The organism is Ramlibacter sp., from assembly GCF_013697775.1.
GTDB lineage: Bacteria > Pseudomonadota > Gammaproteobacteria > Burkholderiales > Burkholderiaceae_C > Ramlibacter.
Window position 1 is genome coordinate 1 of sequence record NZ_JACCWG010000346.1, and the last position, 26,834, is coordinate 26,834.

30 protein-coding genes and 1 tRNA gene are annotated in these 26,834 nt (G+C 68.2%); 10 read left to right on the top strand and 21 right to left on the bottom strand.

Features of this window, described 5'->3' with window-relative positions:
* Window positions 1-87 precede the first annotated feature (87 nt).
* The 8 genes from H0U68_RS17285 to H0U68_RS17320 all read right to left on the bottom strand — a co-directional run bounded on the left by H0U68_RS17285 (window position 88) and on the right by H0U68_RS17320 (window position 6,744).
* Entirely contained in the window at window positions 88-303 is a 216-nt protein-coding gene (locus tag H0U68_RS17285) for a DNA gyrase inhibitor YacG (RefSeq protein ID WP_296357824.1), read from the bottom strand.
* Window positions 304-316: 13 nt separating this feature from the next.
* The gene (gene zapD, locus H0U68_RS17290; protein ID WP_296357825.1) at window positions 317-1,069 is read right to left on the bottom strand and encodes a cell division protein ZapD; all 753 of its coding nucleotides are present in this window, start codon (window positions 1,067-1,069) and stop codon (window positions 317-319) included.
* A 28-nt stretch (window positions 1,070-1,097) separates the two neighbouring features.
* On the bottom strand, window positions 1,098-1,700 hold the full coding sequence (gene coaE, locus H0U68_RS17295) for a dephospho-CoA kinase (RefSeq protein ID WP_296357828.1): 603 nt from the start codon (window positions 1,698-1,700) through the stop codon (window positions 1,098-1,100).
* 13 nt (window positions 1,701-1,713) lie between these two features.
* Window positions 1,714-2,562, bottom strand: a complete 849-nt coding sequence (locus H0U68_RS17300; RefSeq protein WP_296357879.1) for an A24 family peptidase — start codon at window positions 2,560-2,562, stop codon at window positions 1,714-1,716.
* 5 nt (window positions 2,563-2,567) lie between these two features.
* Window positions 2,568-3,785, bottom strand: a complete 1,218-nt coding sequence (locus tag H0U68_RS17305; protein ID WP_296357830.1) for a type II secretion system F family protein — start codon at window positions 3,783-3,785, stop codon at window positions 2,568-2,570.
* A 31-nt stretch (window positions 3,786-3,816) separates the two neighbouring features.
* The gene (gene pilB / locus H0U68_RS17310) at window positions 3,817-5,553 is read right to left on the bottom strand and encodes a type IV-A pilus assembly ATPase PilB (protein WP_296357832.1); all 1,737 of its coding nucleotides are present in this window, start codon (window positions 5,551-5,553) and stop codon (window positions 3,817-3,819) included.
* 151 nt (window positions 5,554-5,704) lie between these two features.
* Window positions 5,705-5,781, bottom strand: a tRNA-Pro gene (locus H0U68_RS17315).
* A 33-nt stretch (window positions 5,782-5,814) separates the two neighbouring features.
* Entirely contained in the window at window positions 5,815-6,744 is a 930-nt protein-coding gene (locus H0U68_RS17320) for a polyprenyl synthetase family protein (protein WP_296357882.1), read from the bottom strand.
* Between the two features lie 203 nt (window positions 6,745-6,947).
* On the opposite strand from H0U68_RS17320, the gene rplU reads away from it, so the two are divergent.
* From rplU to proB, 4 genes are all read left to right on the top strand, one after another.
* Entirely contained in the window at window positions 6,948-7,259 is a 312-nt protein-coding gene (gene rplU / locus H0U68_RS17325; RefSeq protein ID WP_296357834.1) for a 50S ribosomal protein L21, read from the top strand.
* Between the two features lie 14 nt (window positions 7,260-7,273).
* Entirely contained in the window at window positions 7,274-7,534 is a 261-nt protein-coding gene (rpmA, locus tag H0U68_RS17330) for a 50S ribosomal protein L27 (RefSeq protein WP_296357836.1), read from the top strand.
* 67 nt (window positions 7,535-7,601) lie between these two features.
* A complete protein-coding gene (gene cgtA, locus H0U68_RS17335) occupies window positions 7,602-8,666 on the top strand; it encodes an Obg family GTPase CgtA (protein WP_296357838.1) in 1,065 nt (354 codons plus the stop codon).
* Complete coding sequence (gene proB, locus H0U68_RS17340) at window positions 8,663-9,796, top strand: glutamate 5-kinase (protein WP_296357842.1); 1,134 nt, start codon at window positions 8,663-8,665, stop codon at window positions 9,794-9,796. The genes cgtA and proB overlap by 4 nt, the downstream gene beginning before the upstream one ends.
* 50 nt (window positions 9,797-9,846) lie before the next feature.
* Here proB and H0U68_RS17345 read toward each other — a convergent pair whose 3' ends face one another.
* Both H0U68_RS17345 and H0U68_RS17350 read right to left on the bottom strand, forming a co-directional pair.
* Window positions 9,847-10,353, bottom strand: coding sequence for a CNP1-like family protein (locus H0U68_RS17345; protein WP_296357844.1), 507 nt, complete (start codon window positions 10,351-10,353; stop codon window positions 9,847-9,849).
* Complete coding sequence (locus H0U68_RS17350) at window positions 10,343-11,020, bottom strand: RNA pyrophosphohydrolase (RefSeq protein ID WP_296357846.1); 678 nt, start codon at window positions 11,018-11,020, stop codon at window positions 10,343-10,345. The genes H0U68_RS17345 and H0U68_RS17350 overlap by 11 nt, the downstream gene beginning before the upstream one ends.
* Before the next feature lie 94 nt (window positions 11,021-11,114).
* Here H0U68_RS17350 and H0U68_RS17355 point away from each other — a divergent pair, with 94 nt between their 5' ends.
* Together H0U68_RS17355 and H0U68_RS17360 are read left to right on the top strand one after the other, a co-directional pair.
* The gene (locus H0U68_RS17355) at window positions 11,115-12,860 is read left to right on the top strand and encodes a proline--tRNA ligase (RefSeq protein ID WP_296357848.1); all 1,746 of its coding nucleotides are present in this window, start codon (window positions 11,115-11,117) and stop codon (window positions 12,858-12,860) included.
* Window positions 12,857-13,531: a lytic transglycosylase domain-containing protein gene (locus tag H0U68_RS17360; RefSeq protein ID WP_296357850.1), complete on the top strand. Its 675-nt coding sequence runs from the start codon at window positions 12,857-12,859 to the stop codon at window positions 13,529-13,531. The genes H0U68_RS17355 and H0U68_RS17360 overlap by 4 nt, the downstream gene beginning before the upstream one ends.
* Before the next feature lie 25 nt (window positions 13,532-13,556).
* On the opposite strand, the gene H0U68_RS17365 is transcribed toward H0U68_RS17360, so the two are convergent.
* The 5 genes from H0U68_RS17365 to hemA form a co-directional block, all read right to left on the bottom strand.
* Complete coding sequence (locus H0U68_RS17365; protein WP_296357852.1) at window positions 13,557-14,552, bottom strand: AAA family ATPase; 996 nt, start codon at window positions 14,550-14,552, stop codon at window positions 13,557-13,559.
* A 162-nt stretch (window positions 14,553-14,714) separates the two neighbouring features.
* Entirely contained in the window at window positions 14,715-15,044 is a 330-nt protein-coding gene (gene grxD, locus H0U68_RS17370; RefSeq protein WP_296357853.1) for a Grx4 family monothiol glutaredoxin, read from the bottom strand.
* Between the two features lie 48 nt (window positions 15,045-15,092).
* Window positions 15,093-15,920 (bottom strand): peptide chain release factor N(5)-glutamine methyltransferase, encoded by an 828-nt coding sequence (gene prmC, locus H0U68_RS17375; RefSeq protein WP_296357855.1) that lies wholly within the window; start codon window positions 15,918-15,920, stop codon window positions 15,093-15,095.
* 10 nt (window positions 15,921-15,930) lie between these two features.
* Window positions 15,931-17,049 carry a peptide chain release factor 1 gene (gene prfA / locus H0U68_RS17380; protein WP_296357856.1) on the bottom strand — a complete coding sequence of 373 codons (1,119 nt, stop codon included), beginning with the start codon at window positions 17,047-17,049 and terminating at the stop codon, window positions 15,931-15,933.
* Window positions 17,050-17,158: 109 nt separating this feature from the next.
* A complete protein-coding gene (gene hemA, locus H0U68_RS17385; protein WP_296357857.1) occupies window positions 17,159-18,418 on the bottom strand; it encodes a glutamyl-tRNA reductase in 1,260 nt (419 codons plus the stop codon).
* A gap of 60 nt (window positions 18,419-18,478) precedes the next feature.
* On the opposite strand from hemA, the gene H0U68_RS17390 reads away from it, so the two are divergent.
* From H0U68_RS17390 to queF, 4 genes are read left to right on the top strand one after another with little or no spacing between them, the layout of a single operon-like run.
* On the top strand, window positions 18,479-18,754 hold the full coding sequence (locus H0U68_RS17390; protein WP_296357859.1) for a hypothetical protein: 276 nt from the start codon (window positions 18,479-18,481) through the stop codon (window positions 18,752-18,754).
* An 8-nt stretch (window positions 18,755-18,762) separates the two neighbouring features.
* Window positions 18,763-19,548: a peroxide stress protein YaaA gene (gene yaaA, locus H0U68_RS17395; RefSeq protein WP_296357861.1), complete on the top strand. Its 786-nt coding sequence runs from the start codon at window positions 18,763-18,765 to the stop codon at window positions 19,546-19,548.
* Window positions 19,545-20,408: a 2OG-Fe(II) oxygenase gene (locus H0U68_RS17400; RefSeq protein ID WP_296357863.1), complete on the top strand. Its 864-nt coding sequence runs from the start codon at window positions 19,545-19,547 to the stop codon at window positions 20,406-20,408. Before yaaA ends, H0U68_RS17400 begins: the two co-directional genes overlap by 4 nt.
* A complete protein-coding gene (gene queF / locus H0U68_RS17405) occupies window positions 20,405-21,253 on the top strand; it encodes an NADPH-dependent 7-cyano-7-deazaguanine reductase QueF (protein ID WP_296357865.1) in 849 nt (282 codons plus the stop codon). The genes H0U68_RS17400 and queF overlap by 4 nt, the downstream gene beginning before the upstream one ends.
* A 27-nt stretch (window positions 21,254-21,280) precedes the next feature.
* On the opposite strand, the gene H0U68_RS17410 is transcribed toward queF, so the two are convergent.
* The 6 genes from H0U68_RS17410 to H0U68_RS17435 all read right to left on the bottom strand — a co-directional run bounded on the left by H0U68_RS17410 (window position 21,281) and on the right by H0U68_RS17435 (window position 26,631).
* The gene (locus H0U68_RS17410; protein WP_296357867.1) at window positions 21,281-21,796 is read right to left on the bottom strand and encodes a hypothetical protein; all 516 of its coding nucleotides are present in this window, start codon (window positions 21,794-21,796) and stop codon (window positions 21,281-21,283) included.
* Window positions 21,793-22,716, bottom strand: coding sequence for a hypothetical protein (locus H0U68_RS17415; RefSeq protein ID WP_296357869.1), 924 nt, complete (start codon window positions 22,714-22,716; stop codon window positions 21,793-21,795). The genes H0U68_RS17410 and H0U68_RS17415 overlap by 4 nt, the downstream gene beginning before the upstream one ends.
* Before the next feature lie 58 nt (window positions 22,717-22,774).
* Complete coding sequence (locus H0U68_RS17420; RefSeq protein ID WP_296357871.1) at window positions 22,775-23,077, bottom strand: hypothetical protein; 303 nt, start codon at window positions 23,075-23,077, stop codon at window positions 22,775-22,777.
* 25 nt (window positions 23,078-23,102) lie between these two features.
* The gene (locus H0U68_RS17425; protein ID WP_296357873.1) at window positions 23,103-24,476 is read right to left on the bottom strand and encodes a hypothetical protein; all 1,374 of its coding nucleotides are present in this window, start codon (window positions 24,474-24,476) and stop codon (window positions 23,103-23,105) included.
* A 162-nt stretch (window positions 24,477-24,638) separates the two neighbouring features.
* Window positions 24,639-25,952 (bottom strand): HAMP domain-containing sensor histidine kinase, encoded by a 1,314-nt coding sequence (locus tag H0U68_RS17430; RefSeq protein WP_296357875.1) that lies wholly within the window; start codon window positions 25,950-25,952, stop codon window positions 24,639-24,641.
* Entirely contained in the window at window positions 25,945-26,631 is a 687-nt protein-coding gene (locus tag H0U68_RS17435) for a response regulator transcription factor (protein ID WP_296357877.1), read from the bottom strand. Before H0U68_RS17435 ends, H0U68_RS17430 begins: the two co-directional genes overlap by 8 nt.
* Between the last annotated feature and the right edge of the window lie 203 nt (window positions 26,632-26,834).

Genomic DNA, 26,834 nt, shown 5'->3' on the forward strand with positions numbered 1-26,834 from the left:
ACCGCCACAGCATGAGCCCCTGGCGGGCACCGGCTGCCGCGGCAACCGCCACCCAAGACACGAGCGAACCCAGACAAGCGAAAAAACCTACTGAACCTTCGGATCCCCAAACGGCTGGTCGTCCGGCGGCGTCTCATCGGGCACGCGGAAGCTCTCGCTTGCCCAGGCGCCCAGGTCGATGTTCTTGCAGCGTTCACTGCAGAACGGGCGGTAGGGATTGGTGGGCGCATAGACGCTGTCGCCGCCGCACGAGGGGCAGCGCACCAGGCGCGGCTTGGCTGATGCGGGTCGGGAACTCGCCATGGCTTTCGCCTTTTCAGGAACAGAGGGTCAGCTCGAACGGCGCGCTGTCCGTGCTGGGCTGCATGCGTTCGCTGTCCTGGCGCATCAGGCGCACCGAGATCATCAGGCGATTGCCGCTGATCTCCGGCACCACGCCCAGGTGCTGGTCGATGCGCAGGCGCGCCAGCTGGAAGGTGCGCCCGGACGGCAGCGTCTGCTGAAAGTGGCCGTTGGCCGACACTACCTTCTGCGGCGTTCCGGAATCGCGCAGCAGCTTGAGCAGCAGGTGCACGGATTCGGCCAGCGGTGCCAGGGTGGAGGCCCAGCGCTCCAGGTCGGCCTGGCGCTCATGGGTTTCGCGGTGCTGCCAGGCGTAGTAGCCCGGCAGGTCGAATTCACAGGTGCCGCCCGGAATGCCGACGCGGCTGCGGATACTCATCAGCCACTCGTTTTCGGTGAGCGGCTGGCCGGCCTTGCCGGGCAGCTTGTTCAGGGCGCTGAAGCAGCCATCGAGCTGGCGGATCACGTCGTCCAGCACCTTCTCGGAGATGGCCGGATTGCCGCGGTAGCTGTTGAGGAGCTGCTTTTGCTTTTCCAGGTCCTTCATCGCGTCGGACTTGAGGTCGGCGCGCGCGGAGACGTCCATCACCTCGAAGATGGTGGCGAGCGCATAGTGGTGGTCCACTGCATGGCTGCGCGGCACGAGCTGGCCAAGGCGCCGGAACAGGTGCTCCAGGCGCAGGTAAGTCCGGATGCGCTCGTTGAACGGGTACTCGTAAAGGATCACGCGGCTGGCAGCTTCAGGAAGGCCGCCATCATAGCCCGAAGCTTCGCGCCGCCTGGGCCGCTTGCGCGGCCAATTCCTGCAAGGTGCAAGCTTCGTTGCAAATCACGAGATCGGCCGCCGCCAGCCGCAGCCCGCGCGGTGCCTGCGCCGCGATGATGGCGCGCACCTCGGCTTCGGACAGCGCGCTGCGCGTAGCCACGCGCCGCACCTGCGTGTCCGGCGGGCAGTCGATCACCAGTACGCGGTCCAACTGGCTGCGCCAGCGGCCGGATTCGACCAGCAGCGGGATGTCGTAGACGATGCAGCGGTGACCGGCAGCCAGCGCGACATCGGTCTGGCGCGCGATCTCGCGCCCCACCAGCGGATGCACGATGGCCTCCAGCTGCTTGCGCGCGCCGGGGTCGGCATAGGCGCGCTCGCGCATGCGGGCGCGGTCCAGCGCGCCGTCCGCACCCACGAACCCGGGGCCGAACACGCGCGCGATGTCGGCAATGGCCGCGCCGCCGGCCGCGGTGGTTGCGCGCGAAATGGCGTCGGCATCGATGGTCGCGGCGCCGTGGCCGGCCAGCATCTGCAGCACGGTGCTCTTGCCGCTGCCGATGCCGCCCGTGAGGCCGATGCGCGCCGCCATGGGTGTTCCGCGGCTAGAGACCGACCGTCCGCAGGATCGCCGCCGGTCCGAACACCATGGCGGCGAGGCCGCCCAGGGCGAGGAACGGGCCGAACGGCACGTACCGGCCTTCGCGCAGTTTGGACGACAGCTTCATCGCGATGCCGATCACCGTGCCGATGACCGAGGCCATGAGGATGATGGGCACCAGCGCCTGCCAGCCGAACCAGGCGCCCAGCGCCGCGAACAGCTTGAAGTCGCCGTAGCCCATGCCTTCCTTGCCGGTGAAGAACTTGAAGGCCTGGAACACCAGCCAGAGCGACAGGTAGCCCGCCACCGCGCCCCACAGCGACTGTGCAAGGGTGGTGCCCGAGAGGCCCAGGGCCGCGGCAATCAGCCCGGCCCAGACCAGCGGCAGGGTGATGTCGTCGGGCAGCAGCGTGGTGTCCCAGTCGATCAGCGCGAGCGCCAGGATGGCGGCGCCGAAGCCGGCCCAGGCGGCACCGGTCCAGCCGACGCCCCAGCGCCACGCGCAGTAGGCAAACACGCCGCCGGTTGCCAGTTCCACCACCGGATAGCGCACGCTGATTGGCGCCTTGCAGGCCGAGCATCTGCCGCGCAGCGCCAGCCAGCTGAGCACCGGGATGTTCTCGTACCACAGGATCATGTGGCCGCAGGCGGGACAGCGCGAGCGCGGGCGCGCCAGGTCGAACGGCTCCGTTTCTTCGGCGGCCGGCGGCGCGCCGGTAAGCTCGGCGCACTCCGCCGCCCACTGGCGCTCCAGCATCTTGGGCAGGCGGTAGACCACCACGTTGAGGAAGCTGCCCAGCAGCAGCCCCAGGATGCCGGCAAGCGCGGCATCGATGCCCGGACCGAACCCCAGCACCGTCAGACCACCTGGCCCAGCTTGAAGATGGGCAGGTACATGGACACCACGATGCCGCCGATCAGGCTGCCCAGGAACACGATGATGACCGGCTCCATCAGGCTGGACAGGCCGGCCACCATGTCGTCGACCTCGGACTCGTAGAAGTCGGCCGCCTTGCCCAGCATATGGTCGATCGAGCCGGATTCTTCGCCGATCGCGCACATCTGCAGGATCATCGACGGGAACACGTTGGCGTTGGCCATCGCAGCCGTCAGGCTGGTGCCGGTGGAGACTTCCTGCTGGATCTTGACCGTGGCCTTGGCGTACACCGAGTTGCCGGAGGCGCCGCCCACGGAATCGAGCGCTTCCACCAGCGGCACGCCGGCGGCGAACATGGTGGACAAGGTGCGGGTCCAGCGTGCCAGCACCGACTTGTAGATCAGCGGGCCGAAGATCGGCAGCTTGAGCATCAGCCGGTCCATGAACTGCTGCATGCGCTCGTTGCGTTTCCAGGCCTGGAAGAAGAAGTACAGGCCGCCGCCGATGGAACTGAAGATCAGCCACCAGTACTTGGTGAAGAACTCGCTCAACGCGATGACGAACAGCGTGGGCGCGGGCAGGTCGGCGCCGAAGGAGCTGAACACCTCCTTGAAGGCGGGAATCACGAAGAGCATGATCACCGTGACGACCACGAAGGCCACCACCACCACCGAGATCGGGTACATCAGCGCCGATTTGATCTTGGACTTGATCGCCTCGGTCTTCTCCATGTAGGTGGCCAGGCGGTCCAGCAGGGTTTCCAGGATACCGGCGGCTTCGCCTGCCTCCACCAGGTTGCAGTACAGGCTGTCGAAGTACAGCGGGTACTTGCGGAATGCCGACGACAGCGAGGTGCCGGTCTCCACGTCGGTGCGCACGTCGTTGAGCAGCTTGGTGACGCTGGAGTTGGAGTTGCCGCGGCCCACGATGTCGAAGGCTTGCAGCAGCGGCACGCCGGCCTTCATCATGGTGGCGAGCTGGCGCGTGAAGATGGCGATGTCCTTGGGCTTGATCCTCTGGCCCGAGCGCATGCGCCGCTTCTTGATCTTGGCCGGTGTGATGCCCTGGCGGCGCAGGGCCGCGGACACCTGGTTCTCACCGCCCGCGCGCGTTTCGCCGCGCACCGGCTTGCCGTTGCGGTCCCGGCCTTCCCACTCGAAGACGAACTCGGTGATCTTGTTTGCTGTTGCGGTGGCCATGTCCCCTGGCTCCTGATGCGGCCTTTCGGCCTTATGACTCGTTGGTGCAGGCGAGCACCTCTTCGAGAGAGGTGACGCCCTGCTTGACCTTGTGCAGGCCGGATTGCCGCAGCGTGCGCACGCCTTCGCGCGCAGCCTGCTCGGCGATGTCCAGCGCGCTGCCGTCGGCCAGGATGATGCGCTGCATGTCCTCGCCGATCGGCATCACCTGGTAGATGCCGACGCGGCCCTTGTAGCCGTTGTTGCACGCCGAGCAGCCGACCGGCCGATAGGGCGTCCAGCTGCCGTCCATGTCCTCTTCCTGGAAGCCTGCTTCCAGCAGCGTCTCGTGCGGAATGTCGATCGGCTGCTTGCAGTTCGGGCACAGGCGCCGCGCCAGGCGCTGCGCGGTAATGAGGATCACGCTGGAGGCGATGTTGAACGGCGCGATGCCCATGTTGCGCATGCGCGTGAGCGTGGTCGGCGCGTCGTTGGTGTGCAGCGTGGACATCACCATGTGGCCGGTCTGCGCCGCCTTGATCGCGATGTCGGCGGTTTCCAGGTCGCGGATTTCGCCGACCATGATCACGTCCGGATCCTGCCGCAGGAACGCCTTCAACGCCACGGCGAAAGTGAGTCCCGCCTTGTCGTTGACGTTCACCTGGTTCACGCCCGGCAGGTTGATTTCGGCCGGGTCCTCGGCGGTGGAAATGTTCACGCCCGCCTTGTTAAGCAGGTTCAGGCAGGTGTAGAGCGACACCGTCTTGCCCGAACCCGTGGGGCCGGTGACCAGGACCATCCCGTAGGGCCGGACGATGGCCTGCATCAGCCGCGCCTTCTCCTCGGGCTCGTAGCCCAGGGCCTCGATGCCCACCTTGGCGGCTGCCGGGTCCAGGATACGGATCACGATCTTCTCGCCGAACAGCGTGGGCAGCGTGCTCACCCGGAAATCGATCACCTTCTCCGGGCCGATCTTGAGCTTCATGCGGCCGTCCTGCGGCACGCGTTTTTCCGAGATGTCCAGCCGCGAAATCACCTTGATGCGGGAGGCCAGCTTGTCCTTGATGGCGACCGGCGGCGAAGCGATCTCGCGCAGCTCGCCGTCGACGCGGAAACGCACCCTGTAGGTGTGCTCGTAGGGCTCGAAATGCAGGTCGGAGGCGCGCGCGCCGATGGCGTCCAGCAGCATCTTCTGCAGGAACTTGACGACCGGCGCGTCGTCGACCTCGGCGTTGCCGATGTCGTCCTCGTTGACCGACTGCACCGACGACTCGTCGAAGTCGAAGTCGTCTCCGATGATGCTGTCCATCGCCTCGGTCGCGGTGACCGCCAGCGCTTCCACCATCTTCGACAGCTTGTCGTATTCGGCGATCACCCAGTCCACGCCCATCTGGGTGGCGAACTTGATCTTCTCGGCGGCCTGCTGGTCCGACGGGTCGGCGGTGGCCACCGTCAGCCGGTTGTTGCGCTTGGACAGCACCAGCACCCGGTAGGACTGGCAGATCTTGCCGTCCAGCAGGTTCTTGGGCAGCCGGTGGATGTCGACCGCGCCGATGTCCAGCAGCGGCGCGCCGAATGCCACCGACATGGTGTGCGCCAGGTCGGAGGCCGACACGGCGCCCGAGCCGGTGAGTTCGGCAATGAAGCTGCTGCGGTTGGCCTGCGCCTTGCGGTAGATGTCCTCGGCGGCCTTCTGGCCCAGCTTGCCGGCCGTGACCAGCGCGCGCGCAAGGCCCGGCATGGCGAGCGACGGCGCTTCGATGGAGGAGACGGGGTCGACTGCGGCCATGGATGTAACTACGTGCAAGCGCCGGAACAAGCGGCAGCGGAGGTCATCCGTGGATCATCGCCGAAAAGCCTGGGCGCTGTAAATCTTCGCGGCCGCGAGAGCGGCGCGAAGTTGGTACGAAGTCACGCGAAGGCTGCGGAAGAAGGAAAACTGGTCGGGGTGAGAGGATTCGAACCTCCGGCCTCTACGTCCCGAACGTAGCGCTCTACCTGGCTAAGCTACACCCCGATGGTTTGCGACGCGTTTGGACCTGATGCGGGATCAGTTGCGCCGCTGCAGCAATTGAGCCGCCAATTGTAGCAAACCTTGCGTGTGCGAATTCGAAGGCAGTGCGCGGGCGGCCTGCATCGCGCGTTGCGCCTCCGCTGCGGCGGCGTCGCGCGCCACGTCCAGCGCACCTGTTTCACGTACGATCCGCACGATGTGTTCGAGTTCGCCCAGGGCGCCGGTTTCGATGGCGTGGCGCACCACCGCGCGCTGTTCGGCAGAGCCGCGGCGCATCGCGGCGATCAGCGGCAAGGTGGCTTTTCCTTCGCGCAGGTCGTCGCCCAGGTTCTTGCCCAGCTCCGCCACGTCGCCGTCGTAATCGAGCACGTCGTCGATCACCTGGAACGCCGTGCCCAGCGCCTGGCCGTAGTCGGCGCAGGCGTGTTCCAGCGGCGCGGGCACGCCGGCCAGCACCGCGCCCAGGCGCGCGCTGGCCTCGAACAGCTTGGCGGTCTTGGAGCGGATCACCTGCAGGTAGCCGTCCTCGTCCAGGCCGGCGTCGTGCATGTTCATCAGCTGCAGCACTTCGCCCTCGGCGATGACGTTGGTGGCGTCGGCCAGGATTTCCATCACGCGCACGTTGTTCGCGTCCAGCATCATCTGGAAGGCGCGCGAATAGAGGAAGTCGCCCACCAGCACGCTGGCCGGGTTGCCGAAGCGCTCGTTGGCGGTGGCGCGGCCGCGCCGCAGCGTGGACTCGTCCACCACGTCGTCGTGCAGCAGCGTGGCGGTGTGGATGAATTCGACGACCGCCGCGAGGTTGAAGCGCTGCTCGCCGCGAAAGCCGAGCGCGCCGCACACTAGCAGCAGCAGGGCGGGGCGCAGCCTCTTGCCGCCCGCGGAAATGATGTATTGGCCAACCTGGCCAACCAGGGGAACGCCGGATGCGAGCCGCTTGCCGATGACGGCGTCCACTTGCAGCATGTCGTCGGCGACGAGGGACAGGACTGCGGCTGTGCTGGAAGAGTCGGTCAAGAGGGCGCGCCCAAAAGTCTGGGATTATAGGAAGCGGCCCGGGCGCTCAGCCTGACTCGCCAGCGAGCCTTGTGAGTAGCCGCAAACCCATGCTATAGTCTTGGGCTTCGCGGAATTCGTTCGCGAGGCTTTTCCATTTGAGAGGTTCCCCTATGTACGCGGTCATAAAAACCGGCGGCAAGCAGTATCGCGTTGCCTCCGGCGAAAAGATCAAAGTAGAACAGATTACTGCGGACATCGGCCAGGAAATCGTGATCGACCAAGTGCTCGCCGTCGGCAACGGCAGCGACCTGAAGGTCGGCGCTCCCCTGGTGTCCGGTGCGACAGTCAAGGCCACGGTCGTGGCGCACGGCAAGCACGAAAAAGTGCGCATCTTCAAGATGCGCCGCCGCAAGCACTACCAGAAGCACCAGGGTCATCGCCAGCAATACACCGAGCTGGAAATCGGCGCGATCGCCGCTTAACCGGAGCAGACGACATGGCACAGAAAAAAGGCGGCGGCTCGACGCGAAACGGGCGTGATTCACAGCCCAAGATGCTGGGCGTGAAAGCGTTCGGCGGCGAGCTCATCGGCGCCGGCGCGATCATCGTGCGCCAGCGCGGCACCAAGTTCCACCCCGGCACCAACGTCGGCCTGGGCAAGGACCACACGCTGTTCGCCCTGGTGGACGGCCACGTGAAGTTCGCGATCAAGGGCTCGATGAACAAGCACACCGTGAGCATCGTCCCGGGCGCCTGATCGATTCGATCCCGCCATTGAAGCCCCGACTCGTCGGGGCTTTGTTTTTTTATACTGGTCGTTCCCCATGAAATTCGTCGACGAAGCCTATATCGACATCGCTGCCGGCGATGGGGGCAACGGCTGCGTCTCGTTCCGCCACGAGAAGTACAAGGAATTCGGCGGCCCCAACGGCGGCGACGGCGGCCACGGCGGCCACGTGTGGGCGATCGCCGATCCCAACCTCAACACCCTGGTGGACTACCGCTACTCGCGCCGCCACGACGCCGGGCGCGGCGAGCACGGCATGGGCTCCGACATGTTCGGCGCGGCCGGCCACGACATCACGCTGAAGATGCCGGTGGGCACCATCGTCACCGACGCCGAAACCGGCGAGGTGCTGTACGAACTGCTGGTGCCCGGCGAGAAGATCATGATCGCCAAGGGCGGCGACGGCGGCTTCGGCAACATGCGCTTCAAGAGCTCGATCAACCGTGCGCCGCGCCAGAAGACGCCGGGCTGGCCGGGCGAGAGCAAGAAGCTGAAGCTGGAGCTCAAGGTGCTGGCCGACGTCGGCCTGCTTGGCATGCCGAACGCCGGCAAATCCACTCTCATCTCCGCGATCTCCAACGCGCGGCCCAAGATCGCCGACTATCCCTTCACCACCTTGCACCCGAACCTGGGCGTGGTGCGCGTCGGCCCCGAGCAGAGCTTCGTGGTAGCCGACGTGCCGGGCCTGATCGAAGGCGCATCCGAAGGCGCCGGCCTGGGCCACCAGTTCCTGCGGCACCTGCAGCGCACGCGGCTGTTGCTGCACATGGTGGATATCGCTCCGTTCGACGACAACGTCGACCCCGTGGCGCAGGCCAAATCCATCGCCGCCGAGCTGAAAAAGTACGACGACGCGCTCTACAAGAAGCCGCGCTGGCTGGTGCTGAACAAGCTGGACATGGTGCCGGCCGACGAGCGCGAGGCGCGCGTGAAGGACTTCGTCAAGCGCATGCGCTACAAGGGCCCGGTGTTCGAGATCTCGGCGCTCACGCGCGAAGGCTGCGAACACCTGGTGAAGGCCATTTACCAGCACATCAAGGCGCAGCAGGTGGCCGAGCAGCCGTCGGTCGAGGTCGATCCGCGCTTCACGGCTTCCGAATGACCGACGGCGTGTCCTCCACGCTGCGCGAGGCGAAGCGCATCGTGGTCAAGGTGGGCTCCAGCCTGGTGACCAACGAGGGCCGTGGGCTGGACGAGCGCGCCATCGGCGAGTGGTCGCGCCAGCTGGCCGCCCTGGCGCACGAGGGGCGCGAGGTCATCATGGTGTCCAGCGGCGCCATCGCCGAAGGCATGAAGCGCCTGGGCTGGACCACGCGGCCGCACCAGGTGCACGAGCTTCAGGCAGCGGCGGCCGTCGGCCAGATGGGCCTGGCGCAGATGTACGAAACCAAGCTGCGCGAGAACGGCCTGCGTTCCGCGCAGGTGCTGCTCACACACGCCGACTTGGCCGACCGCGAGCGCTACCTCAACGCGCGTTCGACGCTGCTCACGCTGCTGTCGCTCAAGGTGCTGCCGGTCATCAACGAGAACGACACGGTCGTCAACGACGAGATCAAGTTCGGCGACAACGACACGCTGGGCGCGCTGGTCGCCAATCTGGTCGAAGCCGACCTGCTGGTGATCCTCACGGACCAGAAGGGCCTGTACAGCGCCGATCCGCGCAAGGACCCGGCGGCCGAATTCATCCGCGAGGCGCGCGCCGGCGATCCGGCGCTGGAAGCGATGGCCGGCGGCGCCGGCTCCGGCATCGGCAAGGGCGGCATGATCACCAAGGTGCTGGCCGCCAAGCGCGCGGCTGGCTCGGGCGCATCGACTGCCATCGCTTGGGGCCGCGAGCCCGACTGCCTGCTGCGCATCGCGCGCGGCGAGGTGGTGGGAACGCTGCTGGTCGCGCCCACGCAGAAAAGCCAGGCGCGCAAGCGCTGGATGTCCGACCACCTGCAGCTGCGCGGCGCGGTGGCGGTGGATGCCGGTGCCGCGCGCAAGCTGCGCGAGGACGGCAAGAGCCTGCTGCCGATCGGCATGACAGCGGTGGAGGGCGACTTCGCGCGCGGCGACGTGATCGCGGTGCGCGACGAAGCCGGCGCGGAAATCGCACGCGGCCTGGCGAACTACGCGGCGGCCGAGGCGCGCATGCTGTGCCGCAAGCCATCCAGCGAGATCGAGAAGCTGCTTGGCTACGTCGCGGAGCCCGAGATGATCCACCGGACCAACTTGGTCCTGAAGCTCTGAGAGCGCGGCACGCGCTTCTCAATTCATCAGTTCATCGGCTCATCAATTCATCAGTTCACCAGGCGCTGGTCCCCCGACGCCCGCAGATCCCGCGCGACCTGTGACGCGGATCGGTTCACGCCGCGTCCGACGCACGCGCCGGTGCGTGCGATCGCCAGGCTGTGGCGGGCCTGCGCGTTGCCGGACATCGGCTTCCACTCGGCATCCTGCACCTGTTTCCAGCCGGTGTCCGCGTTGTGGCGCGCATAGACCTTCCATTCGCCGGTGCTGCAGCGCACGCCCTCGTACATGACGTTCATCGCGCCGCTGCTGCTGCGCGCCACCACCACGTAGCGCACCACGCCGTCGTTGCCCACGGCGATGGAGTCGGGGTCCACGCCGAAATTCAGCAGTGAGCCGGGCATCTCCAGCGCGATCAGGCGCTGGGTCTTCAACGCCGGCGGCGGCGGGGCTTCCTGCTCTTTCCAGTCGACGTCGGCGTCCAGCAGCTGCGCGAAGCAGGTGCCGCCCGCGACGAGCGCGAGGACGGCGGCGGTGGCGCGCAATTCACGGCGCATGCTTGCCTTTCACATCGGGTGCGGGCTGCAATGCCTGCGGATCGGGTTCGAAGGTGGCGCCGGGCGGCAGTTCCAGGCCGGCCGGCGAAGTGGGCTGCGCGTCGTACGGGCCGTGCTCGCCCTCATGGTCGTGCGCATGGTGTTCGTGGTCGCGTGCGCGCATGCCGCTGCGCAGGTAGCGGTTGCGGTGGTCGTAGCGCGGCAGGTAGCGCGCCAGTTCGCGCAGCGCCATCTCGTAGACGCCGCGCTTGAATTCCACCACCACGTCCAGCGGCACCCAGTACTCGTTCCAGCGCCAGGCGTCGAACTCGGGATGGTTGGTGGCGCGCAGGTTCAGGTTCCAGTCGTGGCCCGTCAACTGCAGCAGGAACCATATCTGTTTCTGGCCCTTGTAGTGGCCGCGCGCATCGCGCCGGATATAGCGTTCCGGCACCTCATAGCGCAGCCAGTCGCGCGTGCGCGCGACGATGCGCACATGCTCCGGCATCAACCCGACTTCCTCGTGCAGCTCGCGGAACATCGCCTGCTCCGGACTCTCGCCGCGGTCGATGCCGCCCTGCGGGAACTGCCAGCTGTGTGTCCGGATGCGCTTGCCCCAGAACACCTGGTTTTTCTGGTTGAGCAGGATGATGCCGACGTTGGGCCTGAAGCCGTCCCGGTCAAGCATAATCAAACCCCAAATCTTTTAACTGAGTTCATTATGCACGGCGCTCCTCAGCGCCGGAAGAGCTCGGTCCCACCCACGATCCGTACCTCCTCGCATGAAAGCTTCGCAGTTCCTGATTTCCACCCAGAAGGAAGCGCCCGCCGACGCGGAGGTGGCCAGCCACCGCCTGATGATGCGTGCCGGCATGATCAAGAAGCTGGGCGCGGGCATCTACACCTACATGCCCATGGGCCTGCGCGTGATCCGCAAGGTGGAAGCGATCGTGCGCGAGGAGATGAACCGCGCGGGCGCCATGGAGCTGAGCATGCCGGTGGTGCAGCCGGCCGAACTCTGGCAGGAAAGCGGCCGCTTCCAGGCCTACGGCCCCGAGCTGCTGCGCATCAAGGACCGGCACGACCGCGACTTCATCGTGCAGCCGACCAGCGAGGAAGCGATCACCGACATCGCGCGCCAGGAGCTGCGCAGCTACCGCCAGCTGCCGCGCAACTTCTACCAGGTGCAGACCAAGTTCCGCGACGAGCGCCGTCCGCGCTTCGGCCTGATGCGCGGGCGCGAATTCACCATGAAGGACGCCTACAGCTTCGACCGCGACCTGGAAGGCGCCAAGTGCAGCTACCAGGCCATGGGCCGCGCGTACCGCGCCATCTTCGACCGCTTCGGCCTGCGCTACCGCGCCGTGGCGGCTGACAGCGGCGCCATCGGCGGCGACGTGAGCCAGGAGTTCCAGGTGATCGCCGCCACCGGCGAGGACGCCATCGTCTACTGCCCCGGCAGCGATTACGCGGCCAACATGGAAAAGGCCGAGGCGCGCGCGCCGCAGGGCCCGCGCCCCGCGCCCAACCAGCCGATGGCCAAGACGCCCACGCCCGGCAAGAGCACCTGTGCCGACGTGGCGCAACTGCTCAAGCTGCCGCTGCAGGCCACGGTGAAGTCTCTGGTGCTGGCCACCGACGAACTGAACGAACGCGGCGAGATTGTGAAGACGCAGGTCTGGCTGCTGCTGGTGCGCGGCGACCACGACATGAACGAAGTGAAGGTGCGCAAGCTGCCCGGCCTCGGCAACGGCTTCCGCTTCGCCACCGTGCCCGAGATCCTGGAACACTTCGGCACCAAGCCCGGCTACCTGGGGCCGATCGGCCTGAAGAAGCCTGTGAAGCTCGTGGCCGACCGCGAAGTGGCGCTGATGGCCGACTGGGTCTGCGGCGCCAACGAAGAGGACTTCCACCTCACCGGCGTCAACTGGGCGCGTGACCTGCCCGAGCCCGATCTGGCGGCCGACATCCGCAACGTGGTGGCGGGCGATCCTTCGCCCGACGGCAAGGGCGAACTCGCCATCGAGCGCGGCATCGAGATCGGCCACATCTTCGTGCTGGGCACCAAGTACAGCGTGCCGATGAACGCCACTTTCCTCGACGAGGACGGCAAGCCCAAGCACTTCGAGATGGGCTGCTACGGCATCGGCGTCACGCGCCTGCCGGCCGCCGCGATCGAACAGAACCACGACGAGCGCGGCATCATCTGGCCCGACGCGATCGCCCCGTTCACCGTGGTGGTCTGCCCGATCGGCATGGACCGCAGCGCCGAGGTAAAGGCGGCAGCCGAGAAGCTGCACGCCGAACTCGCTGGCGCCGGCGTGGACGTGATCCTGGACGACCGCGGCGAGCGCCCCGGCGCCATGTTCGCCGATTGGGAGCTGATCGGCGTGCCCCACCGCGTGGTCATCTCCGACCGCGGCCTGAAGGAAGGCCAGCTGGAATACCAGCACCGCCGCGACGCTGCCGCCACCAAGGTGCCGGCGGGCGAAGTGTTCGCCTTCGTCAAGGGCCGGTTGCAGGCGTGATCGCCCGGCGTGCTTGCTTGCTGGGTGGGCTGGGCTCGCTCGGCTGGATCGGACGCGCCGTCGCGGGCGGGCAACTCGAAGAGCCATTGATGGACTCGGTGCGCTCCGCGCTGAGTTCCGCCATCTCCAATTCCGCGCCGCCGGTGCCCGAGTTCCGCGACACCGATTCGCGCCTGGCCTACCTGCGCTGGCTAGGCGCCATGGCAAGCCGGCTTGCCAAGCGCACACCCGACTGGCAGGAGCGCAAGGACTTCCTGCAGACGGTCTGGTACGAGAGCAAGCGCGCCGGCCTGGACCCTGGCCTGGTGCTGGGCCTGGTGCAGGTGGAAAGCAACTTCCGCAAATTCGCTTTGAGCCGCGTCGGGGCGCGCGGCTACATGCAGGTGATGCCGTTCTGGACGCGCGTGATCGGCGACGGCGACCCGGCCAAACTGTTTCACATGCAGACCAACCTGCGCTTCGGCTGCGTCATCCTGCGCCACTACGTGGAGCGCGAGCGCGGCGACCTGTACATGGCGCTGGGCCGCTATAACGGCAGCCGCGGCCAGCCGCAGTATCCCAACGCGGTGTTCGGCGCCAGCAAGCAATGGGACTGGCATGATCTGCCGCCAGTGCAGGCTTCGCCCGACCCCTCCAAGCCGGCCGAGCGCGTGCCCGGCGGGCCGTCCTGAACCGCCCCAGCGCCTGCCTGCCTGCCTACTGCAGGAAACCGATCTTCGTCTTCGCGCCGTTCTGCCTGGGCAGGTCGTCGCTCGCGATTTCGCTGCGCTGCGCGAGGCGCGCATTGCCGAAGCCGGTCATGAGCGCACGGCGCATCTCGCGCGGCGCCAGTTCGGCCAGCTGGTCCAGCAGGTCGTTAGCCGGCTCGGGCGCGAAGCGCTGGCCCCAGCCGTGCTCGCCGCGGATGGACAGATAGAGATTGCGTGCGATCTGCCGCGCCGCCTCGAAGCTGGGCGGCATGATCTCGAACACGTTCATGCGGTTCAGGATCGGCTCGGGGATGCAGCGCTCGTCGTTGGCCGTCATCACCCAGATCACCTGGCTGGCGTCGATGGCGATCTCGGCGAATTCGTCGGTGAAGGCTTCGGCCGTGTCGTGTTCCAGCAGGCTGTAGAGCGCGCCCAGCGGGTCGTACTGCGCATCCGCGCTGGCCTTGTCGATCTCGTCCACCACGATCACCGGGTTGGCGTACTGGCCGTCCACCAGCGCCTCGAACACCTTGCCGGGCCGCGCGCCCTTCCATTGAGACGATGCGCCCGAAAGCAGCCAGCCGGCCGTCATGGAGCTCATCGGAACCAGGCTCATGCCGGTGCCGAGCAGCTCGGCCAGCTTGCGAGCGAAATGCGTCTTGCCGATGCCCGGCGGGCCGAGCAGCAGCATCGGCGTGATCTCGATGCCGTCGCCGCAGTCCTGCGACAGCGCCACGTGGCGCTTCAGGTCGTCGAGCGCGTCCGAGAAATTGGGCAGCTGCTCGTAGAGCGCCGCCATCTCCGGAATGCCGCTCGGCTTCACCTGGAAGCGCTCGGGCCCGCGTTCCAGCATGCGCTCGTAGGTGGAACGGAGGTTGTCGTGGTCGCGGCCCGCGAGCTTGGCCAGCTTGCGTTCGACCTCATTGGGCCGGAACACATTGCGCAAGTTGGCGATAGGCAACTGGAGGCCGGGCGACTGGGGAACGGGGTTGCGCGACTCCATGATTCCACTCCTTCAACGGCTGCACGAATCTCTGCTGTGATTCCAGCATAAGCTGTGCCACAGGGCAATCGATGGGAGGTCTGGCGCGTTCAGCTGTCAGCAAGAAGCCGACAGTTCCAGCAGCCGCATTGCACGGCTGCTATCAAGTTCACAAAGAAGGGATCAGCCTTCGGACGCGGTGCCCAGCACCTGGTGCAGCTCGCCGTTCTGGTACATCTCCATCATGATGTCCGAGCCGCCGACGAACTCGCCCTTCACGTACAGCTGCGGGATGGTCGGCCAGTTGCTGTATTCCTTGATGCCCTGGCGAATGCCGTCGTCCTCGAGCACGTTGACGGTGGCCACCTGGCGCGGGTCCACGCCGCAGGCCTTCAAGATCTGGATGGCGCGGCCGGAAAATCCGCACATCGGAAAACTCGCGGAACCCTTCATGAACAACAGGATGTCGTTGCTCTTGACGAGTTGGTCGATACGTTGCTGGGCGTCGCTCATGGTCTCTCCTGGGGCGGCAGTCTGACTTTGCTGCCACATTGGGCCCAATTATCCCAGTTCAAGGCATTGGCCGCCGGTACAGCGCGCAATGCCCGCCAAGTCCGCCCGGCTGCCAATGTTGCGCAGGCCGGCCGCGGCAAGCAGTTCCCGGACCGGCGCGGCCTGGTCCCAGCCGTGCTCCAGCAGCAGCCAGCCGCCGGGTTGGAGGTGGCGCGGCGCCTGCGCGGCGATGGCGCGGATGTCGTCCAGGCCGTCGGCACCGGCGGCAAGGGCGCCCAGGGGTTCGTGCCGCAGGCTGGCCAAGTGCGGGTCGGCAGCCGCAATGTAAGGCGGATTGCTGGCGATCAGGTCGTAGCGGCCGCGCGCTCCCGCCAGCCAGAAGGCCTGGTGGAAGCCAACGTCGAGCGCCAGCGCGCGTGCGTTGGCCTGGGCGACTGCCAGTGCGTCCTGGCTCACGTCGACGGCTTCCACCTGCGCAGCCGGGCAGTGCCTCTTGATCGCCAGGGCGATGGCGCCGCTGCCCGTGCCCAGGTCGATGGCGGACTTGCCCGCACCGTCGCCGAGCAGCTCCACTGCCCATTCGACCAGCGTCTCGGTGTCCGGCCGCGGCACCAGCACGCGCCGGTCGACTTGCAGCAGCAGGCCGAAGAATTCCTTGTGGCCGACGATGTAGGCCAGCGGTTCGCCTGCGGCGCGGCGTTCGCACAGCTGCCGATAGACGTCTGCGGAAGCACGCGGCAGTTCATCCGCGTCGTGCGCGATCAGCCACGTGCGCTCATCCTGCGCACGCCCGAGCGCGTGCAGCAGCAGCAACTGCGCATCCAGCCGCGCGAGCCCCTGGGAGGCCGCGGCGCGCAGGGCTTCGGCAAGCGTCACGCGCTGTCCCTCACCCCAACCCTCTCCCAGACGGGGAGGGGGAAAAGGCCATGCCCACTTCCAGCTCCTCCAGCTGCTCCGCCTTGCGCGCGAGCAGCAGCGCCTCGACCAGCTCGTCCAGGTCGCCTTCCATCACGAAACCCAGCTTGTACAAGGTGAGGTTGATGCGGTGGTCGCTCACGCGGCCCTGCGGGAAGTTGTAGGTGCGGATGCGGTCGGAGCGGTCGCCGCTGCCGATCAGGCCCTTGCGCGTGGCGGCCTCCTTGGCGGCGCGCTCGGCGCGCTCCTTCTCCTGGATGCGCGCGGACAGCACCTGCAGCGCCTTGGCCTTGTTGCGGTGCTGCGAGCGGTCGTCCTGGCACTCGGCGACGATGCCGGTCGGGATGTGCGTGATGCGCACCGCCGAATCGGTCTTGTTCACGTGCTGGCCGCCCGCGCCCGAGGCACGGTAGGTGTCGATGCGCAGGTCGGCCGGGTTGATCTGCACCGCCTGCGTCTCGTCGGGTTCGGGCAGGGCGGCCACCGTGCAGGCGCTGGTGTGGATGCGGCCCTGCGTTTCGGTGGCCGGCACGCGCTGCACGCGGTGGCCGCCGGACTCGAACTTCAGCCTGCCGTAGCAGGCCTCGCCCACCATGCGGACCACCACTTCCTTGTAGCCGCCGACTTCGCCCAGGCTCTCGCTCACGATTTCGGCGCGCCAGCCCTGGCGCTCGGCGTAGCGCGTGTACATGCGCAGCAGGTCGCCCGCGAACAGCGCGGATTCGTCGCCGCCGGTGCCGGCGCGGATTTCCAGGAAGGTGTTGCGCGTGTCGTCCGGGTCCCTGGGCAGCAGCAGGGTCTGCAGCTGGTTCTCCAGCGCGGGCAGTTCGGTGTCGAGGGCGGCGAGTTCCTCCTTCGCCATCTCGGCCATCTCGGGGTCGTCCAGCATCTCGCGTGCCTGCGCGGCATCCTGCTCGCGTTGCAGGAAGCGCGCGAACACGCCGGCGACCTCGCTCACCTCGGCGTGCTCGCGCGTGAGCGCGCGGTAGCGCTCCATGTCGTTCACCACCTCGGGCTGCGACAGGAAGAAATCCAGCTCGTTCAGGCGGATGGGGAAGCGTTCGAGCTGCTGGCGGAGAAAGGGTTTCATGAGCGGAGGGCTTCGACGGGCTCAGCCCGAACGGCCGGGCGAAAGGTGACGCAACAACACTCCGTTCGCCCTGAGCCTGTCGAAGGGCAGCTGGAGTGCGCGGTCGGCGCTAACGCTCTTTGCGCAGGAAGAAGTGTTCGATGGCCGCGCTGGCGCGCTGGCGCGCCTCGGTGTCGCCGGCATGCAGCTCGGCCAGTGCGCCGTGCAGCATCTTCTGCGTGAGGCCGCGCGACATCGCCTCCAGCACGGCCTCGACGTCCTCGCCCTTGGCCAGCAGCTTGCGGGCGCGCGCCATCTCCAGCGCGCGCCACGCGTCGGCCTGGGCGTTCAGCTGCTGGATCAGCGGCACGGCGCCGCGCTGGTCCATCCAGTGCAAGAAGCTCTGCACGCCGGCGTCGATGATGGCCTCGGCCTGCGCCACCGCGGCCTGGCGGTTGGCATGGCCGGTCTGCACCACGTTGGCGAGGTCGTCCACGGTGTAGAGGTACACGTCTTCCAGCGCCTTGACCTCGGGTTCGATGTCGCGCGGCACGGCCAGGTCGACCATGAACATGGGCCGGTGCTTGCGCGCCTTCAGCGCCCGCTCGACCGCGCCCAGGCCGATGATCGGCAGCTGGCTGGCGGTGGAGCTCACCACCACGTCGAATTCGTGCAGCCGCGCCGGCAGGTCCAGCAGCTTCATGGTCTCGCCGCCGAAGCGGGCGGCGAGCTTTTCGCCGCGCTCCAGCGTGCGGTTGGCGATGGTGATGTTCTTCGGGTTCCTGGCGGCGAAGTGCGTCGCGGCCAGCTCGATCATCTCGCCCGCGCCGACGAACAGCACGCGCACGTTGCCCAGGTCTTCGAACAGCTGGCCGGCCAGGCGCACGGCAGCGGCGGCCATGCTGATGGAATGTGCACCGATCTCGGTGGAGCTGCGCACTTCCTTGGCCACCGCGAACGAGCGCTGGAACAGCTGGTTGAGCGTGCTGCCGAGCGCGCCGGCGTCTTCGGCGGCGCGCACCGCGTTCTTCAGCTGGCCCAGGATCTGCGCTTCGCCCAGCACCATGGAGTCCAGGCCGCTGGCCACCCGGAAGGCATGGCGCGCCGCCTGGCCGTCCTGCAGCATGTAGGCATGCGCGCGCAGCAGGCCCGGGGCGACGCCGCCGGAACGCGCCAGCCATTCGATGGTGGGTTCGATGTCGGGCTGGGCGCCGGCGCAATAGATTTCGGTGCGGTTGCAGGTCGACAGGATGGCTGCCTCGGGCGAGCGGCTCACGGCGCCGCGCAGCGACTGCAAGGTGGGGCCGATCTGGTCCAGGGCAAAGGCAAAACGGCCCCGCAGATCGAGCGGTGCCGTCGTGTGGTTGATGCCCAATGCCCAGACTGCCATTTGCGGATTATAAAATTCGGTGACATTCCGGGCGCATGGCCTGGATCAAGTCCCTGCCGCATGGGCCCGATCGATCTTCTTTTCCACCTGTCGAGCTTCCTGGCGCCCGCCCTCGGCGTAGCGCTGGGCGTGGCTTTTGCCGCCCGCCTGCTGGGCCTGGGCAGGGGCGCGGCCCACTGGTGGGCGCCGGTGGCGCTGAATTTCCTGGGCGGCGTTGCCGTGCTGCTGGCCGGACTGTGGTTTTTCGGGAACGACGGGAAAATGGCCACCTATGCGGCGATGGTGGTGGCCGTGGCCAGCATGCAGTGGCTGGCGGGCCGCAACTGGCGCCGATAATCCCGGCCATGCTCTTTCTGCTGTCTCCCGCCAAGTCGCTGGACTACGAGACCCCCGTGGGCGAGCTGCCGCATACCCTGCCGCCGTTCCTGGACCGCTCCGCCGCGCTGGTAGAGGTGCTCAGGCGCAAGTCGCCCCGGCAGATCGCCCAGCTGATGGACATCAGCGACCCGCTGGCCGCGCTGAACGCCGCGCGCTTTCAGGCCTGGTCGCGCAAATTCACGCCGCGCAATGCCAGGCAGGCGGTGCTGGCCTTCAACGGCGACGTGTACGACGGCCTGCAGGCGCGCAGCCTGAAGCCCGACGACCTGCAGTGGGCGCAGGACCACGTGCGCATCCTGAGCGGCCTGTACGGCGTGCTGCGCCCGCTGGACCGGATGCAGCCCTACCGGCTGGAGATGGGCACGCAGCTCGCCGTGGGCGACACGAAGAACCTCTACCAGTTCTGGGGCGCAAGCGTCGCCGAAAACCTCAACCGCCAGCTGCAGGCCGACAAGACGCCGGTGGTCATCAACCTGGCCTCGCAGGAATACGCGAAAGTGGTGGACCGCCGGGCGCTGAAGGCGCGGGTGATCGACTGCGTGTTCGAGGAATGGAAAAGCGGCGTCTGGAAGATCATCAGCTTCAATGCCAAGAAGGCGCGCGGGCTGATGGTGCGCCATGCCATCATGAAACGCATCGACACCCCCAGGAAGCTGGAGGGCTTCAAGCTCGAAGGCTATGCCTTCGACAAGGCCGCATCGCAGCCGGACCGGCTGGTGTTTCGCCGCAAGACGATGGAAAGCACGATATGAGCAGTACGCAGGCCACCCAACAGATCACCCCCGAGCTGCGCAAGTGGATCGTGGCGCAAGCCGAGGCCGGCCATGCCGCCGAGGCGGTGCTGAAGTCGATGATCGCCTCTGGCTGGAACGAGGACGTGGCGGTCGACGCCATGGAAAGCACGCTGCGCGAGCACCTGGAGCATCAGGCGGTGCAAAAGGGTTTGCCGCCCGGCGTGCCGGTGCCCGAGCCGCGCCTGGAGGAGTCGCCGCTGTACCTGGACGCCGGCGACCGCCAGGTCTGCGTGCTGCAGGTGATGGTGAATCCGCGTGTCATCGTGTTCGGCGGGCTGCTGTCGGATGCGGAATGCGAGCAGCTGATCGACTTGGCCAAGCCGCGCATGGCGCGCTCGCTGACGGTAGCCACCAAGACCGGCGGCGAGGAGGTGAACGCCGACCGCACCAGCAACGGCATGTTCTTCCAGCGCGGCGAACATCCGCTGGTGCGCACGCTCGAGGAGCGCATCGCGCTGCTGCTCAACTGGCCGATGGAGAACGGCGAGGGCCTGCAGATCCTGCATTACCGCCCCGGCACCGAATACAAGCCGCACTACGACTATTTCGATCCGGCCGAGCCCGGCACGCCCACCATCCTCAAGCGCGGCGGCCAGCGCGTGGGCACGCTGGTGATGTACCTGGGCGAGCCGGACAAGGGCGGCGGCACGGTGTTCCCCGACGTCAATCTCGAAGTGGCGCCCAAGCGCGGCAACGCGGTGTTCTTCAGCTACGACCGCGCGCATCCGTCCACCAAGACCCTGCACGGCGGCTCGCCGGTGCTGGCGGGCGACAAGTGGATCGCCACCAAGTGGCTGCGCGAGCGGCGCTTCGAATGACCGGCCTGCCCGAGCAGTCGCCGCTGGGCAGGGCGGCGCCGCTGATCGAGCGCTACGACGCTGGTCTGCTGTACCCGATCGCGCGCCGGCCCAAGCGCGAGGAGATCGGTCTGCCCGAGCAGATTCCCTTCTTCGGCGCCGACCTGTGGACCGCCTACGAACTCAGCTGGCTGAACGCGCGCGGCAAGCCGCAGATCGCCATCGCCCACGTCACCGTGCCGTGCGAGACGCCCAACATCGTGGAGAGCAAGTCGTTCAAGCTCTACCTGGGCAGCTTCAGCAACACGCCGTTCGCCTCGGCCGACGAAGTGCGCGAGCGCATCCGCGCCGACGTGAGCGAAGCCGTGTGGCGCGATTCCGGCCGGCAGTCGTCCATCGGCGTGCGGCTGATCCTGCCCGAGCTGTTCGACCAGGAGCCGCTGCACGAGATGGACGGCCTGAGCCTGGACCGGCTGGACATCGAATGCACCGACTACAGCCCGGCGCCGCACCTGCTGGGCGCCGCCTTCGACGAGAAGCCGGTGGTGGAAACGCTCACCAGCAACCTGCTGAAAAGCAACTGCCTGGTGACCGGCCAGCCCGATTGGGGCAGCGTGCAGATCCGCTACAGCGGCCCGCAGATCGACCAGGGCGGGCTGCTGCGCTACCTGGTGAGCTTTCGCAACCACAACGAATTCCACGAGCAGTGCGTCGAGCGCATCTTCATGGACGTGCAGCGCCGCTGCAAGCCGGTGAAGCTGGCGGTCTACGCGCGCTACACGCGCCGCGGCGGCCTGGACATCAACCCGTTTCGCACCAGCCATCCGCAAGGCCTGCCGCGCAGCGTGCGCACCGCGCGGCAGTAGCGCAACGCGGCGGCGTGCAGGCGCGGTTCAGGCCAGCGTGTCGCGCAGCTTCTTGACCGTGTCGATCGCGCTGGCCACCGCGTCCGACAGTTTCTGGTCCTTGCCGCCTGCGACCGTGTCTTTCAGCTGCTTGAGCGCGGCCATTGCCTGGTCGAGCGCCCGTGTGGCGGCCGTGAGCTGCTCCAGCTTCAGGATGCTCGCCTGCTGCTTGAGCGTGGCGTTCTGCGCCTGCATCTGCTGCGCCATCGCGGTGTAGGCGGCCGAGCCTTGCACGAGCGCCGCGGCCAGGTCGGCGGCGGCGCTCTGGCGCAGGGTGCGCGCCGAAGCATTCGCCGAGCGAGACAGTTGCGAGATCGCGCTCATCTCCTGCGGATCGAACGCGTCGTTGGCGAAGCGGTCGAGCGCATCGGCCAAGTCGCCCCGCTGGGTTGGCGTGAACTGCGCCGCCTGCGCGGCCAGCGCCATCAGCTGGTCCAGCAGCGGCTTCCAGCCGATCAGGCCGGTGCGGTTCCAGTCGATCGCGTGCAGGTCGTCAATGCTCATGTCGTTCTCACTTTTCGGATCAGGTCGCGCAGTTCCTGCGTGGTGCTCAGCAGCGTCGTCACATCCACCTTGCGCTTGTCGCGCACCGCCTGGGCCAGGTCGCGGTGTGCCTGCGCCCAGGCGTGCAATGCCTCCGACAGCTGGTTCACCAGCGCGCGCCGGACCGCATAGGCGGCGTTCATGTCGGCAAGCGCCTTCTGCCGCGCGGCCCGGTCGGCCTGCAGGCCGGCGAACAGGGGCTCCAGCCGGGTGCCCTCGGCGGTCGCATCCTGGCGCGCCTGCGGGGTCGGGGCATTGAGCGCCGTCTGCTGCAGCGCGGCGAGGCGCAGCTCGTACGCGCGCAGCAGGTTGCGCTTGTCGACGCCGCCGTCCGCGCTTGCGATGTCGGCGGCCTGCTGCTTTTGCGCCAGCTGCAGCAGCGGCACCACGCGCTTGTCCAGGTCCTGGTCCAGCGCGTCGGCGAAGGCATCCACCACCGGCTGCGCCTGCTGGAACGCCTGGTCCAGCTGCTGCGCGGCGGCCGCGCGCGCGGCCTGCTCGTACAGCGTCTTGGCGATGTCCACCACGGCCGTGATCTGCGCCGTCACCGTAACTTTCAGCAGATCGGTCAGGGCGCCGCCCAGCTTGCCGGCGCTGTCGCGGCCCAGGTTGCCCGCCGCCGCCAGGCCGGCGACCTGTTCGCCGTAGCGCGCCATCGCGTCGGCCGCCTGCACCCGCGCCGCCCACGCCTGCCCGACCTCGGTGGCCTGGTTGAGCTGTGCCGCCTGCAGCGACTGGGTCAGCGCCGCGCCGGCGGCACGCGTGCTGCCGGCCAGTTGCGCCGAGCTGTCGGCGAACGGCTGGGCGTCCGGCAACGCGGCGCAGCCCGTGAGAAGCGCGCCAGCCAGCAGCGCCGCGAAACGAAATCTGTGGATTCCCATGCTCCAGTCCCCTCTTTGCGAGCGGATTAGAGCACGGCAGTTCGGGCGCGCGAACCCTTTAGTTGGAGGAGGAGGTGGGCGACTGCGCCGGGGCCGGCACCAGCACCGCTGCCCAATCGCAGCGCAGCCGCTGTGCGCGGTGCGCCTTCATGCGCCAGGCCACGTACAGGCTCGGCGCCAGCGTGCCGGCCATGCACAGCGGCGTGGCCCACGCCGCGTCGAACGCAAACGCCGGCAGCCAGCCGACCCAGCCCATCATCCACAGCGTGAGCACCGCGTCCCACAGGTGGTATTCCAGCGGCCGCTCGCGCCGGTGGGCGACATGCCAAAGCTTGATGCGGTGCAGTTCGGCGAGCGTCATGCTGCGGGCTCCGGCGGGGCTGCGCCTAACCGCGCTGGTACAGCGTGATGTGCGACTCCGCGGTCTGCGGCCCCTGGTTGGCCGTGATCGAGACCTCGTAGCGCGAACCGGGAATGCCCATCGCGCGGGGCGTCACGTTGATGCTGAAGTGGCCGTCACGGTCGGCCTGGATGGTCTGGTCGGCCAGCTGCATCGCCACGCCCATCCGGTTGCCCATCACCGGCGGCACCGCGTCCACCTTCACGCGCACCATGGCGCCCGGCACGGTGCGGCCCTGGATGTACACGCCGCCGTTCGGATCGACCGTGGCGTTGTTGGACGGGCTGCTCAGGTGCAGCGGCAGCGGTCCGCTGGGCGCCATGGCCACCGGGGCGTCCACCACGTCGAAGGTCCAGGTCTTGGTCACGGCGTTGCCGGCCACGTCGCGCGCGCTGACTTCGGCCGTGTAGCGGCCCGGGGGCAGGTCGCCCTGGAAGCGGAAGCGGCGCGGCGAGATCTGCGCCGCATCGGTCACGTCGCGCCCGCCGATGCGGATGCGCACCGAATCCGGATCGACGCCGCGGTTGCCGTCGTCTTCGAAAACGCCCGACACGGTGGTCAGGCCGGCCGCGGGAACGCGGTCGCCATTGGCCGGCAGCAAGCTGGAGACTGTGGGCGCCTGGCGGTCGCGCGCCACTGGCTGCGAGATGCGCGAGGTGACCCACTGGTTACCCGCGCGCAGGGTGGCGACGGCAGTGGTCAGCGACTCGGGGTTGTCGCGCTGGCGCACCGTGTAGCTGGCCTCGTAGACGCCCGGGCTCACCTCCTGCATCGGAATGCCGGACGCGACGCCGGGGATCTCCAGCGTGGCGTTGGCGCCCGGCGCGCCCTGCAGCCGGAAGCGCAGGTCGCGGCCCGGCTCGATGCGGCCGGCGGGCAGCATGGCGAAGCGCTCGATGCGCACCGCCGCGACCACCGGCGGCTGCGCGGGCACGGGCTGCGGCGCATTGCCCATGACCAGTGCCTGGAACGAAGCCGGGTAGCTGAAGTTGCGCGACGTCGTCTGGTTGCTGCGCGTCAGGCGCGCCTGCATCATCGCCGTGGGGTCGATCCGGTCGGCGCTGCGCACGGTGTAGCCGCCGCGGTAGACGCCACCGCGCACCTGGCGCAGCGGCACGGTGATGTTGGAGTTGGCCAGCCGCACGCTGGCGTCGGCGCCAGGCGAGCCCTCGACGGTGATGTCGAGGTGCGAGCCGGGCGTGAGGCCGTTGTCGGCGTTGAGCGCGAGCGAATAGACCTGCGGCGCGGCGGGCGTGGTGCGCTGCGCGGTGGCGGCCTCGGCGCCGGGGGCGACCAGGGCAGCGGCCACCGGCGCCAGCAGGAACAGGGCGGCCGCGTGGTTGCGTAGATGTCGGTTCATGTCTTCCACCTCTCAGCAATGGATCTGGATGAAACCACCTTATGGCCGCGTTGCCGCACTTGCTGTAGGCCGTGTAGGCAAGCACCGGTAGGACCGTTCGGCGCACCGCATGGCGAAATGGAGGACAAGCCCGAACCCAGCCGTTTGCTGTGGCGCCTCCGCTCAGGACGGCAGCACAACCGTCACCCGCAGCCCCGGGCCGGCGTTCTCCAGCGCGAAGCCGCCGCCATGGGCCTGCGCCACCATCCTGCTGAGGTAGAGGCCCAGGCCGACGCCGCCGCTCGCGCGTTCGCGCGCGCTGTCGGGGCGGTAGAACGGTTCGGCCAGCTGCGGCAGCACGGCGGCCTCGACACCCGGGCCGTGGTCGCGTACGGTGAGCACGATGCCGCTGCCCTGCGCGGCCAGGCGCACCAGCGGCGCCTGCGTGGCATCCATGCCGTGCCGCAATGCGTTGTCCAGCAGGTTGCGCAGCAACAGGCGCATGCGTGCGCGGTCCAGCGCGAGCACCGGCAGGCCTTCGGCGAGCACCAGTTCAAACCGCGGTGCACCGCCGCCGAAGGAGGCCGCCACCTCGCGCACCAGCGCCGCCAAGTCGGTGGGCTCGCGCTGCAGCGCCGCATGGCCCTGGCCCAGGCGCTCGCTTTCCAGCAGGTCGGCCACCAGCGAGGTCATCTCCTGCAGGTCGCGCAGCAGCGCGGCGCGGCGCGTGCCGGCGTCGCCGGATTCGGGCAGCAGCTCGGCGTTCAGCCGCGCGCGCGTGATCGGGCTGCGCAGCTCGTGGCTGATGGCCAGCAGCAGCGCGCGCTTGGCTTCCAGCATGCGGTGGATGCTCTGCGCCATGGCGTTCACGTCCTGCGCCAGGTCGCCCAGCTCGTCGCTGCGCCGCACGGGAATCGGCTGCAGGAAGTCGCCGCGACCGAAGCGCCCGGCGCCGGCGCGGATGTCGTCCAGCGGGCGCAGCAGGCGCCGCACGTAGCGGTAGGCCAGCGCGGTCAGCGCCAGCAGTACCGCCAGCGTGGCCCAGCCCCACAGGCGCGGGCGGTCGCGCCAGGGCCGCAGGTTCAACCCGAACTCGATGCGGTGGCCGTCGGCCGTGGTGCGCGCCAGCAGGCGCGGCTCGTCGTCGCCATGCCAGCGCTCGTAATGGTTCCAGGGCGCCGCGCTCTCGTCGCCTGCATTGCCGCTGCGCCACTGCACGCGCGGCCCGCTGATGCGCACCGTGACCGGCAGCCGCGCCGCCAGCGCCTGCGCACGCGCGACGTCGGGCGGATCGCCGATCTCCGCCGCCAGTCGGTCCACGTAGTCGGTGAGCAGCGGACGGGCGGCCTCGCGCCAGCCGGTGCCCAGCGCCTTCTGCATGCCGAAGATGAAGGCGCCGGCCAGCGCCAGCGCCAGCAGCAGGAACAGCGCCACCAGCCGCCAGCGCAGCGAGTGGCGCAGTCGCCGGTGCGCGCGCCGGTGCCAGCGGTCAGGCATGGGGAGAGTCTTCCGCGCGCAGCGCGAACGCGTAGCCCGCGTTGCGCAGCGTCTTCACCGCGGCCAGCGGCTCCAGCTTCCTGCGCAGCCGGCTCACCACGATGTCCACGGCGCGCGTGTACAGCTCCGCGTCGTGGCCGCGCAGGTGGTTGAGGATGTCGTCGCGGCTGAACACCTTGCCCGGCTCGCGCGCCAGCAGCAGCAGCGTGTCGAACTCGCTGCCGGTGAGCTCCACCGGCTCGCCCTGTCGCAGCACGCCGCGCGTGACCGGGTCGATCACCAGCCCGTCGAAGCGCAGACGCCCGCCAGCGTCGTCCGCGCGGCGGCGGCGCAGCACGGTGTGCAGGCGCGCCACCAGCTCGCGCGGCTCGAAGGGTTTGGGCAGGTAGTCGTCGGCGCCGAGTTCCAGGCCGACCACGCGGTCCATCACCTCGCCGCGCGCGGTCAGCATCAGCACCGGGATGTCGCTGTCGCGGCGGATCGCGCGGCACACCGAGAAGCCGTCCTGCTCGGGCAGCATCACGTCCAGGATCACGGCGTCGAAGCCGCCCTGGCGCAGCCGCGCCAGCCCTTCGCTGGGCCGCGTGGCCTGTTCCAGCCGGTCGTCGAAGCGCGCGAAATAGGCGGCCAGCGGCTCGCCCAGTTGCGCGTCGTCGTCGATCAGCAGGACCCGGGCCATGCGCCATTGTCCATGAGGCGCAATGCTTTCAACCGCGGCGCCACCAGCCGCCGCCGCGGTGCTGCATGAACTCGCGCACCTAGTGTCCTGTCCCGTAAATAACAGGCATTAATCGTGCTTGCTCTTGCGGTATCTTTCGAGCGGAGATACGCAATGAGAACGGGCAGGCCAAAGGCGGATTTGATCTTGTCGGACGAGGAGCG

Coding starts and splice junctions, on each gene's coding strand:
- H0U68_RS17410 (WP_296357867.1), bottom strand. CDS start 21,796: ATGAGCATTGACGACCTGCACGCGATCGACTGGAACCGCACCGGCCTG.
- H0U68_RS17430 (WP_296357875.1), bottom strand. CDS start 25,952: ATGCCTGACCGCTGGCACCGGCGCGCGCACCGGCGACTGCGCCACTCG.
- grxD (WP_296357853.1), bottom strand. CDS start 15,044: ATGAGCGACGCCCAGCAACGTATCGACCAACTCGTCAAGAGCAACGAC.
- H0U68_RS17420 (WP_296357871.1), bottom strand. CDS start 23,077: ATGACGCTCGCCGAACTGCACCGCATCAAGCTTTGGCATGTCGCCCAC.
- yaaA (WP_296357861.1), top strand. CDS start 18,763: ATGCTCTTTCTGCTGTCTCCCGCCAAGTCGCTGGACTACGAGACCCCC.
- H0U68_RS17365 (WP_296357852.1), bottom strand. CDS start 14,552: ATGGAGTCGCGCAACCCCGTTCCCCAGTCGCCCGGCCTCCAGTTGCCT.
- H0U68_RS17345 (WP_296357844.1), bottom strand. CDS start 10,353: ATGCGCCGTGAATTGCGCGCCACCGCCGCCGTCCTCGCGCTCGTCGCG.
- rpmA (WP_296357836.1), top strand. CDS start 7,274: ATGGCACAGAAAAAAGGCGGCGGCTCGACGCGAAACGGGCGTGATTCA.
- H0U68_RS17285 (WP_296357824.1), bottom strand. CDS start 303: ATGGCGAGTTCCCGACCCGCATCAGCCAAGCCGCGCCTGGTGCGCTGC.
- H0U68_RS17320 (WP_296357882.1), bottom strand. CDS start 6,744: ATGCTGCAAGTGGACGCCGTCATCGGCAAGCGGCTCGCATCCGGCGTT.
- H0U68_RS17425 (WP_296357873.1), bottom strand. CDS start 24,476: ATGAACCGACATCTACGCAACCACGCGGCCGCCCTGTTCCTGCTGGCG.
- H0U68_RS17305 (WP_296357830.1), bottom strand. CDS start 3,785: ATGGCCACCGCAACAGCAAACAAGATCACCGAGTTCGTCTTCGAGTGG.
- H0U68_RS17390 (WP_296357859.1), top strand. CDS start 18,479: ATGGGCCCGATCGATCTTCTTTTCCACCTGTCGAGCTTCCTGGCGCCC.
- H0U68_RS17415 (WP_296357869.1), bottom strand. CDS start 22,716: ATGGGAATCCACAGATTTCGTTTCGCGGCGCTGCTGGCTGGCGCGCTT.
- pilB (WP_296357832.1), bottom strand. CDS start 5,553: ATGGCCGCAGTCGACCCCGTCTCCTCCATCGAAGCGCCGTCGCTCGCC.
- prfA (WP_296357856.1), bottom strand. CDS start 17,049: ATGAAACCCTTTCTCCGCCAGCAGCTCGAACGCTTCCCCATCCGCCTG.
- coaE (WP_296357828.1), bottom strand. CDS start 1,700: ATGGCGGCGCGCATCGGCCTCACGGGCGGCATCGGCAGCGGCAAGAGC.
- rplU (WP_296357834.1), top strand. CDS start 6,948: ATGTACGCGGTCATAAAAACCGGCGGCAAGCAGTATCGCGTTGCCTCC.
- proB (WP_296357842.1), top strand. CDS start 8,663: ATGACCGACGGCGTGTCCTCCACGCTGCGCGAGGCGAAGCGCATCGTG.
- hemA (WP_296357857.1), bottom strand. CDS start 18,418: ATGGCAGTCTGGGCATTGGGCATCAACCACACGACGGCACCGCTCGAT.
- H0U68_RS17400 (WP_296357863.1), top strand. CDS start 19,545: ATGAGCAGTACGCAGGCCACCCAACAGATCACCCCCGAGCTGCGCAAG.
- H0U68_RS17355 (WP_296357848.1), top strand. CDS start 11,115: ATGAAAGCTTCGCAGTTCCTGATTTCCACCCAGAAGGAAGCGCCCGCC.
- H0U68_RS17435 (WP_296357877.1), bottom strand. CDS start 26,631: ATGGCCCGGGTCCTGCTGATCGACGACGACGCGCAACTGGGCGAGCCG.
- queF (WP_296357865.1), top strand. CDS start 20,405: ATGACCGGCCTGCCCGAGCAGTCGCCGCTGGGCAGGGCGGCGCCGCTG.
- H0U68_RS17350 (WP_296357846.1), bottom strand. CDS start 11,020: ATGCTTGACCGGGACGGCTTCAGGCCCAACGTCGGCATCATCCTGCTC.
- cgtA (WP_296357838.1), top strand. CDS start 7,602: ATGAAATTCGTCGACGAAGCCTATATCGACATCGCTGCCGGCGATGGG.